This is a genomic window from Pseudomonas sp. DF5, from assembly GCF_058148225.1.
In genome coordinates, this window is record NZ_JBYVYM010000020.1 from 100,407 (window position 1) to 118,577 (window position 18,171).

General features: G+C 59.1%; 17 protein-coding genes. 14 read left to right on the forward strand and 3 right to left on the reverse strand.

Going from position 1 to position 18,171, the window contains the following annotated elements:
- The first annotated feature begins 331 nt into the window (after positions 1 to 331).
- The 8 genes from AC30D7_RS19005 (at position 332) to trpE (ending at position 9,251) form a co-directional block, all read left to right on the forward strand.
- Positions 332 to 1,456 (forward strand): ABC transporter ATP-binding protein, encoded by a 1,125-nt coding sequence (locus AC30D7_RS19005; protein WP_086944459.1) that lies wholly within the window; start codon positions 332 to 334, stop codon positions 1,454 to 1,456.
- 49 nt (positions 1,457 to 1,505) lie between these two features.
- A complete protein-coding gene (locus tag AC30D7_RS19010; protein ID WP_018928862.1) occupies positions 1,506 to 2,549 on the forward strand; it encodes an ABC transporter substrate-binding protein in 1,044 nt (347 codons plus the stop codon).
- 208 nt (positions 2,550 to 2,757) lie between these two features.
- Positions 2,758 to 4,005 (forward strand): ABC transporter permease, encoded by a 1,248-nt coding sequence (locus AC30D7_RS19015; protein WP_490135096.1) that lies wholly within the window; start codon positions 2,758 to 2,760, stop codon positions 4,003 to 4,005.
- Between the two features lie 12 nt (positions 4,006 to 4,017).
- The gene (locus tag AC30D7_RS19020; RefSeq protein ID WP_253418073.1) at positions 4,018 to 4,842 is read left to right on the forward strand and encodes an ABC transporter permease; all 825 of its coding nucleotides are present in this window, start codon (positions 4,018 to 4,020) and stop codon (positions 4,840 to 4,842) included.
- Between the two features lie 138 nt (positions 4,843 to 4,980).
- Positions 4,981 to 6,129, forward strand: a complete 1,149-nt coding sequence (locus AC30D7_RS19025) for an iron-containing alcohol dehydrogenase (protein ID WP_490135097.1) — start codon at positions 4,981 to 4,983, stop codon at positions 6,127 to 6,129.
- 79 nt (positions 6,130 to 6,208) lie between these two features.
- Positions 6,209 to 6,883: a ribulose-phosphate 3-epimerase gene (gene rpe / locus AC30D7_RS19030; protein WP_007941649.1), complete on the forward strand. Its 675-nt coding sequence runs from the start codon at positions 6,209 to 6,211 to the stop codon at positions 6,881 to 6,883.
- Complete coding sequence (locus AC30D7_RS19035; RefSeq protein WP_490135098.1) at positions 6,880 to 7,698, forward strand: phosphoglycolate phosphatase; 819 nt, start codon at positions 6,880 to 6,882, stop codon at positions 7,696 to 7,698. The genes rpe and AC30D7_RS19035 overlap by 4 nt, the downstream gene beginning before the upstream one ends.
- Positions 7,699 to 7,769: 71 nt before the next feature.
- The gene (gene trpE / locus AC30D7_RS19040) at positions 7,770 to 9,251 is read left to right on the forward strand and encodes an anthranilate synthase component I (RefSeq protein ID WP_413696749.1); all 1,482 of its coding nucleotides are present in this window, start codon (positions 7,770 to 7,772) and stop codon (positions 9,249 to 9,251) included.
- 78 nt (positions 9,252 to 9,329) lie between these two features.
- Here the strand turns inward: trpE and estP are convergent, their stop codons facing one another.
- On the reverse strand, positions 9,330 to 11,240 hold the full coding sequence (gene estP / locus AC30D7_RS19045; protein ID WP_490135099.1) for an esterase EstP: 1,911 nt from the start codon (positions 11,238 to 11,240) through the stop codon (positions 9,330 to 9,332).
- Positions 11,241 to 11,651: 411 nt separating this feature from the next.
- Between estP and AC30D7_RS19050 the strand changes: the two genes are divergently transcribed.
- The 4 genes from AC30D7_RS19050 to AC30D7_RS19065 all read left to right on the forward strand — a co-directional run bounded on the left by AC30D7_RS19050 (position 11,652) and on the right by AC30D7_RS19065 (position 14,986).
- Positions 11,652 to 12,245, forward strand: coding sequence for an aminodeoxychorismate/anthranilate synthase component II (locus AC30D7_RS19050; protein WP_019650349.1), 594 nt, complete (start codon positions 11,652 to 11,654; stop codon positions 12,243 to 12,245).
- A 9-nt stretch (positions 12,246 to 12,254) separates the two neighbouring features.
- A complete protein-coding gene (trpD, locus tag AC30D7_RS19055; protein ID WP_490135100.1) occupies positions 12,255 to 13,304 on the forward strand; it encodes an anthranilate phosphoribosyltransferase in 1,050 nt (349 codons plus the stop codon).
- Complete coding sequence (gene trpC / locus AC30D7_RS19060; protein WP_490135101.1) at positions 13,301 to 14,137, forward strand: indole-3-glycerol phosphate synthase TrpC; 837 nt, start codon at positions 13,301 to 13,303, stop codon at positions 14,135 to 14,137. Before trpD ends, trpC begins: the two co-directional genes overlap by 4 nt.
- Positions 14,138 to 14,284: 147 nt before the next feature.
- Positions 14,285 to 14,986, forward strand: coding sequence for a lipoate--protein ligase family protein (locus AC30D7_RS19065; protein WP_490135102.1), 702 nt, complete (start codon positions 14,285 to 14,287; stop codon positions 14,984 to 14,986).
- Positions 14,987 to 15,042: 56 nt separating this feature from the next.
- Here AC30D7_RS19065 and crp read toward each other — a convergent pair whose 3' ends face one another.
- Positions 15,043 to 15,687, reverse strand: a complete 645-nt coding sequence (gene crp, locus AC30D7_RS19070) for a cAMP-activated global transcriptional regulator CRP (protein WP_490135103.1) — start codon at positions 15,685 to 15,687, stop codon at positions 15,043 to 15,045.
- A 246-nt stretch (positions 15,688 to 15,933) separates the two neighbouring features.
- Between crp and AC30D7_RS19075 the strand changes: the two genes are divergently transcribed.
- Together AC30D7_RS19075 and speD are read left to right on the forward strand one after the other, a co-directional pair.
- Entirely contained in the window at positions 15,934 to 16,356 is a 423-nt protein-coding gene (locus AC30D7_RS19075) for an OsmC family protein (protein WP_007941657.1), read from the forward strand.
- Positions 16,357 to 16,594: 238 nt separating this feature from the next.
- On the forward strand, positions 16,595 to 17,389 hold the full coding sequence (gene speD, locus AC30D7_RS19080; protein WP_490135104.1) for an adenosylmethionine decarboxylase: 795 nt from the start codon (positions 16,595 to 16,597) through the stop codon (positions 17,387 to 17,389).
- A 93-nt stretch (positions 17,390 to 17,482) separates the two neighbouring features.
- Here the strand turns inward: speD and coq7 are convergent, their stop codons facing one another.
- Positions 17,483 to 18,130 carry a 2-polyprenyl-3-methyl-6-methoxy-1,4-benzoquinone monooxygenase gene (gene coq7 / locus AC30D7_RS19085; RefSeq protein WP_018928875.1) on the reverse strand — a complete coding sequence of 216 codons (648 nt, stop codon included), beginning with the start codon at positions 18,128 to 18,130 and terminating at the stop codon, positions 17,483 to 17,485.
- Between the last annotated feature and the right edge of the window lie 41 nt (positions 18,131 to 18,171).

The following is an 18,171-nucleotide window of genomic DNA, read 5'->3' on the forward strand; positions in this document are numbered from 1 at the left end:
TCACTGTGGATTTTGTAGGAGCGAGGCTTGCCCGCGAAGCTTTTGGCGCCAGTGAGATCGCCTTCGCGGGCAAGCCTCGCTCCTACAGAAAGAAGAGGCATGTCCATTTACGACATGCATGCAAAGCCGCTTTTACCGGTTCCTGTGGCTTGCAGCTCACCGTCTGTCGCCATCAAGAATCGGCATATCCATCCCCGCCATCCTTGTAGGGCAATCCCTACCCCCAACCTTCCATCCGGCTGAGGCGATTCTCTCCTGCACCCCGATTTGCGCGGCTCCCAGCGTCCACTAGGCTTAGTCCACAGCAGTCATCAATAACAAAGGTGTGGGTATGAGCCAGGTTGATTCAAGCGCAGGGGCCAACGATATTCTGGTCAGCTTTCGTGGAGTGCAAAAGAGCTACGACGGCGAGAACCTGATCGTCAAAGACCTCAACCTGGAGATTCGCAAAGGCGAATTCCTGACCTTGCTCGGGCCGTCCGGTTCCGGCAAAACCACCAGTCTGATGATGCTCGCCGGCTTCGAAACGCCGACCGCCGGGGAGATTCAACTGGCCGGGCGTTCCATCAACAACGTGCCACCGCACAAGCGCGACATCGGCATGGTGTTCCAGAACTACGCGTTGTTTCCGCACATGACCGTGTCCGAGAACCTGGCGTTCCCGCTGACCGTGCGCGGCTTGAACAAGAGCGACGTCAGTGACCGGGTCAAGCGTGTGCTGAGCATGGTTCAGCTCGATACTTTCGCCCAGCGCTATCCGGCGCAACTGTCCGGCGGTCAGCAGCAGCGTGTGGCCCTGGCCCGTGCCCTGGTGTTCGAACCGCAACTGGTGCTGATGGACGAACCCCTCGGCGCACTGGACAAACAACTGCGTGAACACATGCAGATGGAAATCAAACACCTGCACCAGCGCCTCGGCGTGACCGTAGTCTACGTGACCCACGACCAGGGCGAAGCCCTGACCATGTCCGACCGCGTCGCCGTATTCCACCAGGGCGAGATCCAGCAGATCGCGCCACCGCGCACGCTCTACGAAGAGCCGAAAAATACTTTCGTCGCCAACTTCATCGGCGAGAACAACCGCCTCAACGGCCGCTTGCACAGCCACACCGGTGATCGCTGCGTGGTCGAGCTCGGTCGTGGTGAAAAGGTTGAAGCACTGGCGGTCAACGTCGGCAAGACCGGCGAACCCGTCACGCTGTCGATTCGTCCGGAGCGCGTGAGCCTCAATGGCTCGAGCGAGTCCTGTGTCAACCGCTTCTCGGGAAGGGTGGCGGAATTCATCTATCTGGGCGACCACGTCCGGGTTCGCCTGGAAGTCTGCGGCAAGACCGACTTCTTCGTGAAACAACCGATTGCCGAGCTCGATCCTGCGCTGGCTGTCGGCGACGTGGTACCGCTTGGCTGGCAGGTCGAACACGTTCGCGCGCTCGACCCACTTCTAGAGGCGCATTGATCGCCCCCTGCTTCACCAACACCAACCCTGCACGTGGAGAGAACAATAAATGTTGAGATCCCTGAAATTCACCGCCCTGGTCGTCGGCATGATCGGCGCGGCGCACGCGATGGCGGCTGGCCCGGACCTGACCGTGGTGTCCTTTGGCGGGGCGAACAAGGCGGCGCAGGTCAAAGCCTTCTACGCACCATGGGAAGCGGCGGGCCACGGCAAAATCGTCGCTGGCGAATACAACGGCGAAATGGCCAAGGTCAAAGCCATGGTCGACACCAAGAGCGTGTCCTGGGACCTGGTGGAAGTTGAATCGCCGGAACTGTCCCGTGGTTGCGACGAAGACATGTTCGAGCAGCTTGATCCGAAGCTGTTCGGCAAGTCTGAAGACTACGTCAAAGGCGCTATCCAGCCTTGCGGCGTGGGCTTCTTCGTGTGGTCGACCGTGCTGGCCTACAACGCCGACAAGCTGAAAACCGCTCCGACCAGTTGGGCTGATTTCTGGGACACCAAGAAATTCCCGGGCAAGCGCGGCCTGCGCAAAGGCGCCAAGTACACCCTGGAATTCGCACTGATGGCTGACGGCGTTGCGCCGAAAGACGTCTACAAAGTGCTGGCCGGCAAAGATGGCCAGGACCGCGCGTTCAAGAAACTCGATGAACTCAAGCCAAGCATCCAGTGGTGGGAAGCCGGCGCACAACCGCCGCAATACCTCGCCTCCGGTGACGTGGTCATGAGCTCGGCCTACAACGGCCGGATCGCCGCGGTACAAAAAGAAAGCAACCTGAAAGTGGTGTGGAACGGCGGCATCTACGACTTCGACGCGTGGGCGATTCCAAAAGGTCTGGACAAGACCCGTGCCGAAGCTGCGAAGAAATTCATCGCCTTCTCGGTACAGCCGCAACAGCAGAAGACCTACTCGGAAAACATCGCCTACGGCCCGGCCAACACCCAGGCAGTGCCATTGCTGTCCAAGGATGTCCTGAAAGACATGCCGACCACCCCGGAAAACATCGCCAATCAGGTGCAGATCGACGTCAGCTTCTGGGCTGACAACGGCGAGCAACTGGAGCAGCGCTTCAATTCCTGGGCTGCAAAATAAGGCCACCCCGTGGGCTTATCCACTCCTGTAGGAGCGAGGCTTGCCCGCGAAGGCGTCGGCACATTCAACATTAATGTTGACTGACACACCGTCTTCGCGGGCGAGCCTCGCTCCTACAGGGGCCGATGTGTAGCTAACAAGAACAGAGGTGGCCTCCCAGTTATGGAGTGCCACCCTCTGTAACGATCAAAGATTTCCGGAGTACGCCATGGCTATCGCCGTTCCCGTGAACGCGGGCACCGACCCCACCTTGAAGCAGCGGCTAAAGCACGCCGAGCGAATCAACCGCTGGAAAGCACAAGCCTTGATCGCGCCGTTGGTGCTGTTTCTGTTGCTGGTGTTCCTGGTGCCGATCGTGGCGCTGCTCTACAAAAGCGTCGGTAACCCGGAAGTGGTCGGCGTCATGCCACGCACCGTGGCAGCCATCGCCAGTTGGGATGGCCGAGGCCTTCCGGCAGAGCCTGTGTACAAGGCCGCCAGCGAAGACCTTGCCGAAGCCCGCAAGAATCAGACCTTGGGTGATTTGTCCAAGCGCTTGAACATGGAGTTGGCCGGCTACCGCAGCCTGCTGACCAAAACTGCACGCGCCTTGCCGTTCGCAACGGAACCTGCTTCTTATAAAGAAGCGCTGGAAGGACTCGACGAACGCTGGGGCGATCCGGCCTATTGGCAGGTGGTGCGTCGCAACACCAGTAGTGTCACGCCTTATTATCTGCTGGCCGCCGTCGATCACCGTATCGACGACCTCGGTGAACTGGCCCGGGCTACTCCCGATCAGGCGATCTACCTCGACATCTTTGCCCGGACTTTCTGGATGGGCCTGATCATTACCATGATCTGCCTGGTGCTGGCCTATCCGCTGGCCTACCTGCTGGCGAACCTGCCCTCGCGCCAAAGCAACTTGCTGATGATTCTGGTGCTGTTGCCGTTCTGGACCTCGATTCTGGTGCGGGTCGCGGCATGGATCGTGTTGCTGCAATCGGGCGGCTTGATCAACAGCGGCCTGATGGCCATGGGCGTCATCGATAAGCCGCTGGAACTGGTGTTCAACCGCACCGGGGTCTACATCTCGATGGTGCATATCCTGCTGCCGTTCATGATTCTGCCGATCTACAGCGTGATGAAAGGCATCTCGCCGACTTACATGCGTGCGGCGATTTCCCTCGGCTGCCATCCGTTCGCCAGTTTCTGGCGGGTGTACTTTCCGCAGACCTATGCCGGTGTCGGCGCCGGCTGCCTGTTGGTGTTCATCCTTGCCATCGGCTACTACATCACCCCGGCATTGCTGGGCAGCCCGAACGATCAGATGGTCAGTTACTTCGTCGCCTTCTACACCAACACCAGCATCAACTGGGGTATGGCGACCGCGCTCGGTGGGCTGTTGCTGCTGGCGACCGTGGTGCTTTATCTGATTTACAGCAAGCTGGTGGGCGCCAGTCGCCTGCGCCTGAGCTAAGGGGAGAATGAAATGCTGAGTCCTTACATGTCGCCCATCGAACGGGTGTGGTTCTACAGCTTGCGGATTCTCTGCGGCTTGATTCTGTTGTTCCTGATCCTGCCGGTGCTGGTGATCATTCCGCTGTCGTTCAACTCGGGGAGTTTTCTGGTCTACCCGCTGCAAGGCTTCTCGCTGCACTGGTACCAGGACTTCTTTGCCTCAGCGGAATGGATGCGTTCGTTGAAGAACAGCATGATCGTGGCCCCGGCAGCGACCGTGCTGGCGATGATTTTCGGTACGCTGGCGGCGATCGGCCTGACCCGGGGCGACTTCCCGGGCAAGCCTCTGGTGATGGCGCTGGTGATTTCGCCGATGGTGGTGCCGGTGGTGATCATTGGTGTGGCCAGTTACCTGACCTTCGCGCCATTGGGGTTTGGCAATAGCTATACCTCGTTGATCGTGGTGCACGCTGTGCTGGGCGTGCCGTTCGTGATCATCACTGTGTCGGCGACCTTGCAGGGGTTCAACCAGAACCTGGTGCGGGCTGCGGCCAGCCTGGGCGCTTCGCCGCTGACGACGTTCCGCCGGGTGACCTTGCCGTTGATTGCGCCGGGGGTGATTTCCGGTGCGCTGTTCGCCTTCGCTACCTCGTTCGATGAAGTGGTGGTGACGCTGTTCCTCGCCGGTCCCGAACAAGCGACCTTGCCTCGGCAGATGTTCAGCGGCATCCGCGAAAACCTCAGCCCGACGATCGCCGCTGCCGCAACGCTGCTGATCGCATTCTCGGTGATCCTGTTGCTGACCCTGGAATGGCTGCGTGGGCGCAGCGAAAAACTGCGCACCGCCCAAGCCTGACGCCAACTGTGATCGTTCCCGCGCGAGTGTGGGAACGATCACAGAAGCACCTCGATCATTCACCAACTTAATAGCAGACAAACCCCAATCCCCAGCTACTATTGTGCCCAGCTCCCCTATCTATAAGAGGCTGCGCACATGAGTCTTTCCTCTTTCAAAATTGCCCACAAACTGATTACCGGCGCAGGTGCCATCGAGCAACTGGCGGCCGAGCTCACACGTCTGGACATCGACAACCCGCTGATCGTCACCGATGCCGCGCTGGTCAAGTCCGGCACGGTGGAGCTGGCGCTGGCGCAGCTGGGCGAGCGCAGTTATGAGATTTTCGACCGGGTGTTGCCGGATCCGGAAATCGCCATCGTCGAAGATTGCATGCGGGTTTACCGTGAGGGTGGGCATGACGGGCTGATCGGCCTCGGTGGCGGCAGTGCCATCGACATCGCCAAGAGTGTTGCCGCCTATGCCGGTTATCACGGCGCGCTGGAGGATTTGTTCGGCATCGATCAGGTACCGCGTAAAGGCCCGCCGCTGATCGCCATTCCGACCACCGCCGGCACCGGTTCGGAAGTGACCAACGTGGCCATCCTCTCCGACAAGGTCGCGCAGCTGAAGATGGGCATCATCAGCGATTACCTGTTGCCGGACGTGGCGCTGGTCAGCCCGCAAATGACCCTGACCTGCCCGCGCAGTGTCACTGCCGCCAGTGGTGTCGACGCGCTGGCGCACGCCATCGAATCCTACCTGTCGCTCAATGCCTCGCCCATCACCGATGCCCTGGCCATTGGTGCGATCAAGCTGATTACCCAGGCGCTGCCCAAGGCCTACGCCAATCCTTCTCACCTGCAAGCCCGCGAAGACATGGCCACCGCCAGCCTGATGGCCGGCATGGCATTCGGCAATGCGGGGGTGGGCGCCGTGCATGCGTTGGCGTATCCGTTGGGTGGACGTTTCAACATTGCCCATGGTGTCAGCAATGCCTTGCTGCTGCCGTATGTCATGACCTGGAACAAGATGGCTTGTGTGGAGCGCATGCAGGATATTGCCGAGGCCATGGGGCTGAAGACCGCTCATCTGAGCGCCAGCGAAGCGGCGGACAAAGCCGTGGAGGCGATGACCGAGCTGTGCGCCGCCGTGGAAATCCCGCGAGGCCTGCGCAGTTTCGGAGTGCCGGAGGACTCGATTCCGGCCATGGCCGTGGAAGCCGCCGGCATTGAGCGCCTGATGCGCAATAATCCGCGCAAGCTGAGCACCGCCGATATCGAGAAGATCTACCGAGCGGCCTACTGATCATCGCAGCACGGTGCGCGCGTCAAAGCATGAGGTATACAATGCGCGCCATCGTGATTCTGCTCAGAAAAGGTGCGTCATGCAGCCCTTCGTTATTGCTCCGTCGATTCTCTCCGCCGACTTCGCCCGCCTGGGCGAGGAAGTGGACAACGTCCTGGCCGCCGGCGCCGACTTCGTGCACTTCGATGTCATGGACAACCACTACGTGCCGAACCTGACCATCGGCCCGATGGTGTGCTCTGCGCTGCGCAAGTACGGTGTGACCGCGCCGATCGACGCGCACCTGATGGTCAGCCCGGTGGACCGTATCGTCGGTGACTTCATCGAAGCCGGTGCGACCTACATCACCTTCCACCCGGAAGCCACGCTGCACGTCGACCGTTCCCTGCAACTGATCCGCGAAGGCGGCTGCAAGGCGGGCCTGGTGTTTAACCCGGCGACCCCGCTGGACGTGCTCAAGTACGTGATGGACAAGGTCGACATGATCCTGCTGATGAGCGTCAACCCGGGCTTCGGCGGGCAGAAGTTCATTCCAGCCACCCTCGACAAGCTGCGTGAGGCTCGGGCGCTGATCGATGCTTCCGGGCGTGACATTCGCCTGGAAATCGACGGCGGGGTGAACGTGAACAACATTCGCGAAATCGCCGCTGCGGGCGCCGACACTTTCGTGGCCGGCTCGGCGATCTTCAATGCGCCGAACTACCAGGAAGTGATTGAAAAAATGCGTTCCGAACTGGCGCTGGCTCGCCCATGAGCGGTTTTGAGCAGCTTTTCCCGGGGCGTCTGCCGCGGCTGGTGATGTTCGATCTGGATGGCACGCTGGTCGATTCGGTCCCTGACCTCGCAGCGGCTGTGGATAACATGCTGCTCAAACTCGGGCGTGACCCGGTCGGCATCGAACCGGTGCGCGAGTGGGTCGGCAACGGCGCGCCGGTGCTGGTGCGCCGTGCATTGGCCGGCGATATCGATCATTCGTCGGTCGATGACGGTGAGGCCGAAGGCGCGCTGCAGATCTTCATGGAAGCCTACGGTGAGGGCCATGAGCTGACCGTGGTCTATCCGGGCGTGCGCGACACCCTGAAGTGGCTGCACAAGCAGGGTGTGGCGATGGCGCTGATCACCAACAAGCCGGAGCGCTTCGTCGCGCCGTTGCTGGATCAGATGAAGATCGGCCGTTACTTCAAATGGATCATCGGTGGCGACACCCTGCCACAACAGAAACCTGATCCGGCCGCGCTGTTTTTTGTGATGAAAATGGCCAACATTCCGGCGTCGCAATCATTGTTCGTCGGCGACTCGCGTAGCGATGTGCTGGCGGCGAAAGCGGCGGGGGTCAAATGCGTGGGGCTCAGTTACGGCTATAACCATGGCCGGCCGATTGCCGAAGAGTCGCCGGCGCTGGTGATCGATGATCTGCGCAAACTAATTCCCGGTTGCCTGGATCCGGCCGCTGAGATAACGTTGCCCGACGCTGTTCAACCCCCTGCTGGAAACGCCATCGTGGTGGTCACTCGCAAACTCTGGATGAAAGTCATCAAGGCCCTGGCCCGCTGGCGTTGGCGCGCCTGACTTGTTCCTGGCCGGCTATCCGGCGCGTTTGCATACCTGACCGTTAGACCCTCAAGCCACGAGGCTACCCCATGATCCGCGAAGAATTCCTGCGTTTGGCCGCTGCCGGCTACAACCGCATCCCGCTTGCCTGCGAAACCCTGGCCGACTTCGACACGCCGCTGTCGATCTACCTGAAACTGGCCGACGAGCCGAACTCCTATTTGCTGGAGTCGGTGCAGGGCGGCGAGAAGTGGGGCCGTTATTCGATCATCGGCCTGCCGTGCCGCACCGTATTGCGGGTTCACGACCACCACGTCAGCGTGACCCACGATGGCGTCGAGATCGAAAGCCACGACGTTGAAGACCCATTGGCCTTCGTCGAAGCCTTCAAGGCGCGCTATAACGTGCCGACCATCGCCGGTCTGCCGCGTTTCAACGGCGGTCTGGTGGGTTACTTCGGTTACGACTGTGTGCGTTATGTGGAGAAGCGTCTGGGCAAATGCCCGAATCCGGATCCACTGGGCGTGCCGGACATTCTGCTGATGGTCTCCGATGCAGTGGTGGTGTTCGACAACCTCGCCGGCAAGATGCACGCGATTGTCCTGGCCGATCCGTCGCAGGAAGATGCTTTCGAACAAGGTCAGGCGCGCCTGCAAGCGCTGCTGGAACAACTCCGTCAGCCGATCACGCCACGCCGTGGCCTGGATTTCAGCAAGCAGCAATCGGCCGATCCGGTGTTCCGTTCGAGTTTCACCCAGGACGATTACGAGAAAGCCGTCGACACCATCAAGGAATACATCCTGGCCGGTGACTGCATGCAGGTCGTACCGTCCCAGCGCATGTCGATCGACTTCAAGGCTGCGCCTATCGACCTGTACCGGGCGCTGCGCTGCTTCAACCCGACGCCTTACATGTACTTCTTCAACTTCGGCGACTTCCACGTCGTCGGCAGTTCCCCGGAAGTGCTGGTGCGGGTCGAAGACAACCTGATCACCGTGCGCCCGATTGCTGGCACTCGCCCACGCGGGGCCAACGAAGAGGCGGACCTGGCGCTGGAAAAAGACCTGCTGTCGGACGACAAGGAAATCGCCGAACACTTGATGCTGATCGATCTGGGCCGCAACGACACTGGCCGCGTCTCGGAAATCGGTTCGGTGAAGCTCACCGAGAAGATGGTCATCGAGCGTTATTCCAACGTGATGCACATCGTGTCCAACGTTACTGGCCAATTGAAGGCCGGGCTGACAGCGATGGACGCACTGCGGGCGATCCTGCCGGCCGGCACCTTGTCTGGCGCACCGAAGATTCGCGCGATGGAAATCATCGACGAGCTGGAGCCGGTCAAGCGGGGCGTCTATGGCGGCGCGGTCGGTTACTTCGCCTGGAATGGCAACATGGACACCGCGATTGCGATTCGCACCGCCGTGATCAAGAACGGTGAACTGCACGTACAGGCCGGTGGCGGCATCGTCGCCGACTCGGTGCCGGCGCTGGAATGGGAAGAAACCCTGAACAAGCGTCGCGCGATGTTCCGCGCCGTGGCCCTGGCCGAGCAGACTCCGGACGCCTGAGGTCCCGCAGGTATCTCATCAGCATAAAAAAAGCGGCGCCTGTGGGGCGCCGCGTTTTTTTGCCTGACTTTTGCTGGATCAGAAGTCCAGTGCAACCCCAACATTAATGCCTTGCTGGGTGAAGTCATCATCCTTGCGAATGTCATAACTGGCCCGCAATGCCAGGTCCTTGGTGAGGTTATGACTCACGCCCAGGTTCAAGCGGTTCAGGTTGGTCTGCGGGGTGTAGCCGGCCAGGGTGTAGCGGTTGTTCGGCAGGCTGTTGAGGTTCATGGTCACATTCTGGGTGTCGTCGTTGTACTCGCGCTCGTGGGCCAGTTCGCCAAACACTTGGGTTTGCGAGGTGAACCGGTATTTACCCTGGATCCCGAGACCAAGACGCCGGGAAATGCGTGACTGGTCGTCAAATGTCAGCGCGGTGGAGTCGGCGCTGTTTTCCGAATAACCGTCGACTTCTACCTTGGCGAAATCAGCGCTCACGAATGGCGACAAGTGCCACGGGCTGCTCGCCTCTGGCGCGATGTCATAACCCAGGCGGCCGCTGATGGCGACCAGGTAACCGTCGGTGTCGCCTTTTTCCCCGCGTTCATTGACCCCCAATTGGAATTTGCGTTTAAGACTGTCGTAGTCCAGATGCCCGGCCGTCAGTGCCGCGTCACCCCAAAAGCGATTCTGCTGGTATTGGGCGAAAGCGGTGCCCATGTAGGTGTTGAGTTTGTAATCCGAATCGTTATCGCCAGCTTCGAGTTTCTGGTTATAGAAGCCCGCCGCCAAGCCAACGCGCCATGCGTCGTTGAGCCGATAGCTGCCACCGATGTTCAGGTTGGCGCCATTGCCGTCAGCACTGGCGCCGCTGCGCTGGCTGTCGAAGTCCTGATGCTGGCCACCACCGGCGACAATCGCCCGCCATTGGCCCACGCCTTGCCAGTTCTCCCAATCGGCCAACCACTGGTTGCGCAGCTCATCCTGATGAGAGCGCAAAGTGCCCTGGGCCATTTGTGGCAGCAGGGTTGCTTCCCATGGTGCGGACAGCAGCGAGTATGCGTAGTCGGCAATCAGGCGTTGTCCGGTTTCGGTTGGGTGTACCGAGTCGTTATAGACAAGCTTGGTCGGGTCGGGGGTGGCGCTGTTGATGCCGTATCGAGCGTTCTCGGTGCAGCTGTTGCCGCTGAAACAGGTGGCGCTCAGGTTCTGGTCGGTGGCGAGGCCGAACTGGCCAGGGTTGGCGAACGTTTCTTTGAGCAATACCGGAATGTTCAGCGGGATGATGTTGGCGTTAATGCTCTGCAGTTGGCTGACCAGTTCGCTGTTGAACTGAGAGCTGAGCTGGGACGTGAAGGTCTGCAATGGTGTGCCGTTGAAAGCCGGGGTAAAGCCGATGTCCGGCAGCAGCCAGACCATGATGTAGCGGGCACCGGCCTGTTGCAGGGTCTGCGCGCTACTGGCCAGGCGATCGGCGGCGGCGCTGGCCTCGGGAAGGCTGGTCACGCGCCCCTGAAGGAAGTCATTGCCGCCTCCCGAGAGGTAATACAGCGCATTCGGGTCGGCGCGGAAATTGTTCGAAGGCAGATAACCTGCACGGGTGCGTTCGCCTGTGGCGGAGGTATTGGTGATCGAATCGAGGATCTGGTCAGTACGATAACCGCCTACAGCCCAGTTGTTGCCATCGGGAAGGCCTTCGTTGGCGCGCACCGCCGAGGATGATGAGGCTGTCTGGTCCGGCGAGAACCCCAGTTTCCCGCCGAGTATCTGTGTGGAGTTGAGCGAACGGACTTCACCGCTGCCGTCCAGGTAGATCGGGCCGGTGCGGTTGGTATAACGCTGGGTCGCCCCGGCGGGGCCGCCCGCGTCGCTAAACGTCCCGGCATCGCTGAGGCTGTCGCCGAAAACAATAAAACTCGAATAAGGGTTGGGTGCGGCGATCGCCTGGGCGCAGGCCATGGTGAGCAGGCATCCGGCAAACGGTACAAACAATGTCTGTTTGATCATGAGCAAAGTCCATTTTATTTATTGTTGTAGTTAGCAGAACGACAGTACCAAAATCTTTCGGTCTTTTGCCATCCATCGCGAACCCTTCAATTGTTTCGCAAGCTGTCGCTCCGGCCATATTGCACGCTCTGCCCAGCTAAGTTACTGTGCCGAGACGTATGAATGAGACCTTCCCCGTGTTGATCGTCAGCAAACTCCTGGATCAAGTCATCAAGGCACACGCCCGTTGGCGTTGGCGCGCCTGAATCTTTTCTGCCGGCCTGGCCGGACCTGTACCGCTTTGCCTTCTTTACCTGTATGAAATGCCGCTTTGCTGGCGCCACTCCAGCACCTGTCAAAGCGCAGTGCACTGCGGGTAAATCATTCGAAGGCCGTATTAAAAGTCAGTGAATTCAAGAGGTTCTTAACGCCATGTTGCTGATGATCGATAACTACGACTCTTTTACTTACAACGTTGTGCAATACCTCGGCGAGCTGGGCTCCGAGGTCAAAGTGGTGCGCAACGATGAACTCACCATTGCCGAAATCGAAGCCCTCAAGCCTGAGCGCATCGTCGTGTCTCCCGGTCCTTGCACCCCGACCGAAGCCGGTATTTCCATAGAAGCGATCAAGCACTTCGCCGGCAAGCTGCCGATTCTCGGCGTTTGCCTCGGGCACCAATCCATCGGCCAGGCGTTTGGCGGCGATGTGGTCCGTGCCCGTCAGGTCATGCACGGAAAGACCAGCCCGGTATTTCACGAGGACAAGGGCGTATTCGAAGGTCTGAATCGCCCGTTGACGGTCACCCGCTACCATTCGCTGATCGTCAAGCGCGAAACCCTGCCCGATTGCCTGGAGCTGACTGCCTGGACCCAGCTCGAAGACGGCTCGGTGGATGAGATCATGGGCCTGCGTCACAAGACGCTGAACATCGAGGGTGTGCAATTCCACCCCGAGTCTATCCTCACCGAACAGGGGCACGAGCTGTTCGCCAACTTCCTCAAACAAACCGGCGGCACGCGCTAAGGACTTTCCATGGATATCAAGACAGCCCTGAGCCGTATCGTCGGGCACCTCGACCTCAGTACCGATGAAATGCGTGATGTCATGCGCGAAATCATGACCGGGCAATGCACGGATGCGCAGATCGGCGCGTTCATGATGGCCATGCGCATGAAGAGCGAAAGCATCGACGAGATCGTCGGCGCCGTGACGGCGATGCGCGAGTTGGCGGACAAGGTCGAACTCAACACCCTCGACGGCGTGGTCGATGTGGTCGGCACCGGCGGCGACGGGGCCAATATCTTCAACGTCTCGACTGCTTCCTCATTCGTGGTCGCAGCGGCCGGTTGCACCGTGGCCAAGCACGGTAACCGTGCAGTGTCGGGCAAAAGCGGCAGCGCCGATTTGCTGGAAGCAGCGGGTATCTACCTGAACCTGACCCCGGTTCAGGTTGCACGTTGCATCGACAACGTCGGCATCGGTTTCATGTTTGCCCAGACCCATCACAGTGCCATGAAGCACGCCGCCGGCCCGCGCCGCGAGCTGGGCTTGCGCACCTTGTTCAACATGCTCGGCCCGCTTACGAATCCGGCCGGCGTGAAACATCAGGTGGTGGGTGTGTTCAGTCAGGCATTGTGCCGGCCATTGGCCGAAGTCTTGCAGCGCCTGGGCAGTAAACACGTGCTGGTGGTGCACTCCAAGGATGGCCTGGACGAGTTCAGCCTGGCGGCACCCACCTATGTCGCGGAATTGAAGAACGACCAGATCACCGAGTATTGGGTCGAACCCGAGGATCTGGGGATGAAGAGTCAGAGCCTGCACGGTCTGGCAGTGGAAAGCCCGACGGCTTCCCTTGAGCTGATTCGCGATGCCTTGGGCAAGCGCAAGACCGAGAACGGTCAGAAAGCCGCCGAGATGATCGTGCTCAATGCCGGCGCCGCGCTGTACGCCGCCGACCATGCCAGCAGTTTGAAAGAAGGCGTTGCCCTGGCGCACGATGCGCTGCACACAGGCCTCGCTCGGGAAAAACTTGAGGAGTTGGGTGCATTTACCGCGGTATTCAAAGTGGAGAATGAGGGATGAGTGTACCGACGGTTCTGGAAAAAATTCTGGCCCGCAAAGTCCAGGAAGTCGCCGAGCGTAGCGCTCGTGTGAGCTTGGCAGAGCTGGAAAACCTGGCCAAGGCGGCCGATGCACCCCGTGGTTTCGCCAAGGCATTGATCGATCAGGCCAAGAAGAAACAGCCGGCGGTGATTGCTGAAATCAAGAAAGCTTCGCCAAGCAAGGGCGTGATCCGCGAGAACTTCGTGCCTGCGGACATTGCCAGGAGTTACGAGAAGGGCGGGGCTACTTGCCTGTCGGTGCTTACCGATATCGATTACTTCCAAGGCGCGGACGCTTATCTGCAACAGGCTCGGGCGGCATGCAAACTGCCGGTGATCCGCAAGGATTTCATGATCGATCCGTACCAGATCATCGAGTCCCGCGCCCTGGGTGCTGATTGCGTGCTGTTGATCGTCTCCGCACTGGATGACGTGAAAATGGCCGAGCTGGCAGCCGTGGCCAAAAGTGTCGGCCTCGATGTGCTGGTGGAAGTCCACGATGGCGACGAGCTGGAGCGGGCCTTGAAAACCCTCGACACGCCGTTGGTGGGCGTGAACAACCGCAATCTGCACACCTTCGAGGTCAGCCTGGAAACCACCCTCGATCTGTTGCCGCGTATTCCGCGCGATCGTCTGGTGGTCACCGAAAGCGGTATTCTTAACCGCGCCGATGTCGAACTGATGGAAATCAGCGACGTGTATGCGTTCCTGGTCGGTGAAGCATTCATGCGCGCCGAAAGCCCGGGTACCGAACTGCAGCGCCTGTTCTTTCCCGAGCGTGGTGTTTCAGTGAGCGGTTCGACGCTCGACTGATTGCAAATCGAGTCGCTTCCTTCGCGAGCAAGCCCGCTCCCACATTAGTCCGCGTTTACTCAGACAGCACTGATCAAATGTGGGAGCGAGTTTGCTCGCGAAGACGGCATAAGACGCACCACAGACTTCCGGTCTTACGGATCCCTTATGACCTCACCTATTTCTCTGACCATCGAAGCCGGCCTGCTCGCCGAACAGGACCTTTTGGCCCATGTGTGCACCGGTGATTCGGAGTTCGGCTTGCTGTTCTGGCGACCCACAGACCGGGCGTTGGTCATGCCGCGTCGCTTGAGTCGCTTGCCGGGGTTTGAGGCCGCGTGCGAGATGTCAGCCGTTGCCGGTTGGCCAGTACTGCTGCGCGAAACCGGCGGCGAGCCGGTGCCGCAATCGGCATCGACCCTCAACATCGCACTGGTCTACGCACCACCGCGCAGCGAGGGTGACCAGAATCGGATCGAAACCGCCTATCGCCGCCTCTGCGACCCGATTTGCCAGTTGCTTGACGAGTTGGGCGGCGTGTCGTCCTTGGGCGAAATTGAGGGCGCGTTCTGCGACGGCCGTTTCAACGTCAACCTCGATGGTCGCAAGATGGTCGGTACCGCTCAGCGCTGGCGGCAGAGCAAGGGCGGTCAGCGTCCGGTCGGCTTGGTGCACGGGGCGATGCTGATCGATAACGAACGAGAGTCGATGGTCGCGGCGGTCAATCGTTTCAACGAAGCCTGCGGTCTGGAGCAGCGGGTTCATGCGGAAAGCCATATCGCCCTGCATGAAAAGTTTGCCGCTCCTGATGCGCTGGCACGGCTCGATGGCTTGTATCGCCAAGTGTTGGCAGAAGTGTTCGGTGCTTAAGTATTCGAGGCTTAAGTGTTCGAAGCTTAAGTTCTCCAGGCTTCAACTTTCAGAGCTTAGCGCGTGCCGAAGACCACCATGGTCTTGCCTTTGACATCGACCAGGTTGCGCTCTTCCAGATCCTTTAGCACGCGGCCGACCATCTCACGGGAACAACCGACAATCCGGCCGATCTCCTGACGGGTCACCTTGATTTGCATGCCATCCGGGTGGGTCATGGCGTCTGGCTGCTTGCACAACTCCAACAGGCAGCGCGCAACACGGCCGGTCACGTCGAAGAATGCCAGGTCGCCGACCTTACGTGTGGTATTGCGCAGGCGTTGTGCGATTTGTCCGCTGAGCACGTAAAGAATGTCTGGATCCTGTTGGGACAGCTCGCGGAATTTCGCGTAGCTGATTTCTGCGACTTCGCATTCGACTTTGGCGCGAACCCAGGCGCTGCGTTCCTGTTCCAGCCCGGCTTGTTCAAACAGACCCAGTTCGCCGAAGAAGTCGCCGGAGTTGAGATAGGCAATGATCATTTCACGGCCGTCATCATCCTCGATCAGGATGGTCACCGAACCTTTGATGATGAAGAACAGCATGTCCGAGCGGTCGCCGGCGCAAATGATGTTGCTCTTGGCGGCATAGCGACGGCGCTGGCAGTGCATCAACAGCTTGTCGAGGTTCTTGATTTTGGGTGTGGGGGTAATAGCAACCATGGTTGTATCCCGAAAAGACTGCACGGTGTGTTTGTTTTTTTAGGCGCTGGCGAAGCCTGCGATCCTTTATTCGTTAAAAAGCTGGCTGCGCGCCAGTGAATTGACGCCAGCTTAACAGACGCATTCCTTCAAGATCCGAGAATTTACCTACGATGCATACGGTTATGTCCTAGGAAGGTGAAGCGCTGCCAATCAAGGGCCCTGTGCTAAGCTGGCGACCCTTTTTTATACAGTGGAGTCTTGGCGATGAAGGCACGCATCCAATGGGCAGGCGAAGCCATGTTCCTCGGTGAATCCGGCAGCGGTCATGTCGTGGTCATGGACGGTCCGCCAGATGCCGGCGGTCGCAACCTGGGTGTCCGGCCGATGGAAATGCTCCTGCTGGGTGTTGGCGGTTGCAGCAATTTCGATGTAGTCAGCATCCTCAAGAAGTCGCGTCAGGCCGTCGAAAGCTGCGAAGCCTTCCTCGAAGCCGAGCGTGCGACCGAAGATCCGAAGGTGTTCACCAAGATCCATATGCACTTTGTGGTCAAGGGTCGCGGGCTGAAAGAAGCCCAGGTCAAGCGTGCCATCGAGCTGTCGGCGGAGAAGTATTGCTCGGCCTCGATCATGCTCGGCGCGGCTGGCGTGGCGATTACTCACGACTACGAGATTATCGAGCTCGGTTGAATCGACATTCAACTATCATAAAAGCGGTGCAGACTCTGGTGATCCATAGCTGACATCTGCATAATGCGCCACTTTTTTCAGGGCAGTGATCGGTCAGCCGACAGGTCGCTTGCCTGAACAGACAACCAAAATCGCCATCGCGAAGAGGTGTTAACCGTCCTACGCAGGTGCGTCGTTCGCATCTGACGGGCATGCTTGATCACGCGGCCAGCCCGCAATACATAGAGAGTTTTTAACGGTGAAAAGCAAACTCAAGCTCCACGGGTTCAATAACCTGACAAAGACCTTGAGCTTCAACATCTATGACATCTGCTACGCGGAAACCCCGCAAGACCAACAGGCTTACGTCGAGTACATCAATAAAGAGTACAACGCCAAGCGCCTGACGCAGATCCTCACGGAAGTTGTCGATATCATTGGTGCCAATATCCTGAACATCGCCAGTCAGGACTATGAACCCCAGGGCGCCAGCGTCACGATTCTGATCTCTGAAGAGCCGGTGACCCCAACCGACAGTCAGATTGAAGAGTCTCCGGGCCCGTTGCCCGAAATCATCCTGGCCCACCTCGACAAGAGCCACATCACGGTGCATACCTACCCGGAAATCCATCCGGTGGACGGTATCGCGACGTTCCGAGTGGACATCGACGTGTCGACCTGTGGCGTCATTTCACCGCTCAAGGCTCTCAACTTTCTGATTCACCAGTTCGATTCGGATATCGTGACTGTGGATTACCGCGTACGCGGCTTCACCCGTGACGTTGAAGGCAAGAAGCACTTCATCGACCACGAGATCAACTCGATCCAGAACTACCTCTCCGAAGACACTCGCGACGGGTACCAGATGACCGACGTGAACGTGTATCAGGAAAACCTGTTCCACACCAAAATGCTGTTGAAGAACTTCGAACTGGATAACTACCTGTTCGGCGACGCCACCAGCAACCTGTCCTCTGAGCAGCGTGCCCAGGTGACTGAGCGTGTAAAACACGAAATGCTTGAAATCTTCTACGCGCGCAACATGCCGAGCTGAGAGTTCCGAGTACAAAAAAAGGCGACTACCGCAAGGTAGTCGCCTTTTTCATTGCTGTTGTCCGCGAAGAGTCCCGATCAAACAACGCAACCGTCAGATCCGATAAGTGCTCTTGGTCATCACCTTGGCCAGCAGACTCATCCCGAACTTCACCGGCGCAGGAAAACGAAACCCTCCAGCATCCAGCGCACTTTCGGCATGATGTTCTTCATCAATGCGCATCTGCTCAAGGATCGCCCGGGATTTTTCGTCCTCGGCGGGCAGTTGTTCAAGGTGTTCGTTCAGGTGTTTGCAAACCTGATGCTCGGTGGCGGCAACGAAACCCAGGCTGACTTTGTCGCTGATCAACCCGGCCACCGCGCCAATCCCGAACGACATTCCGTAGAACAGCGGATTGAGAATGCTGGTGTGGCTGCCCAACTGGTGGATGCGCTGTTCGCACCAGACCAGATGATCGATTTCTTCTTCGGCGGCATGTTCCATGGCGGCGCGCACTTGCGGCAACTTGGCGGTCAGGGCTTGACCTTGATACAGCGCCTGGGCACAGACTTCGCCGGTATGGTTGATGCGCATCAAACCGGCGACGTGCCGGGTGTCCTCGTCGTTCATTTGCGCATCCGGCTGCACGATGGCAGGCGACGGACGGTAGGGCTGACCGCTGAAGGGCAGCAAAGTACGCATCGCGGCATCGGCTTGCAGCAGAAGACGGTCAATTGGCGAGTAGTGACGTTGGGTAGTCATGCTGACCTCCGGGAAGAATCTCGGCGGCCAGTTTAACCCAA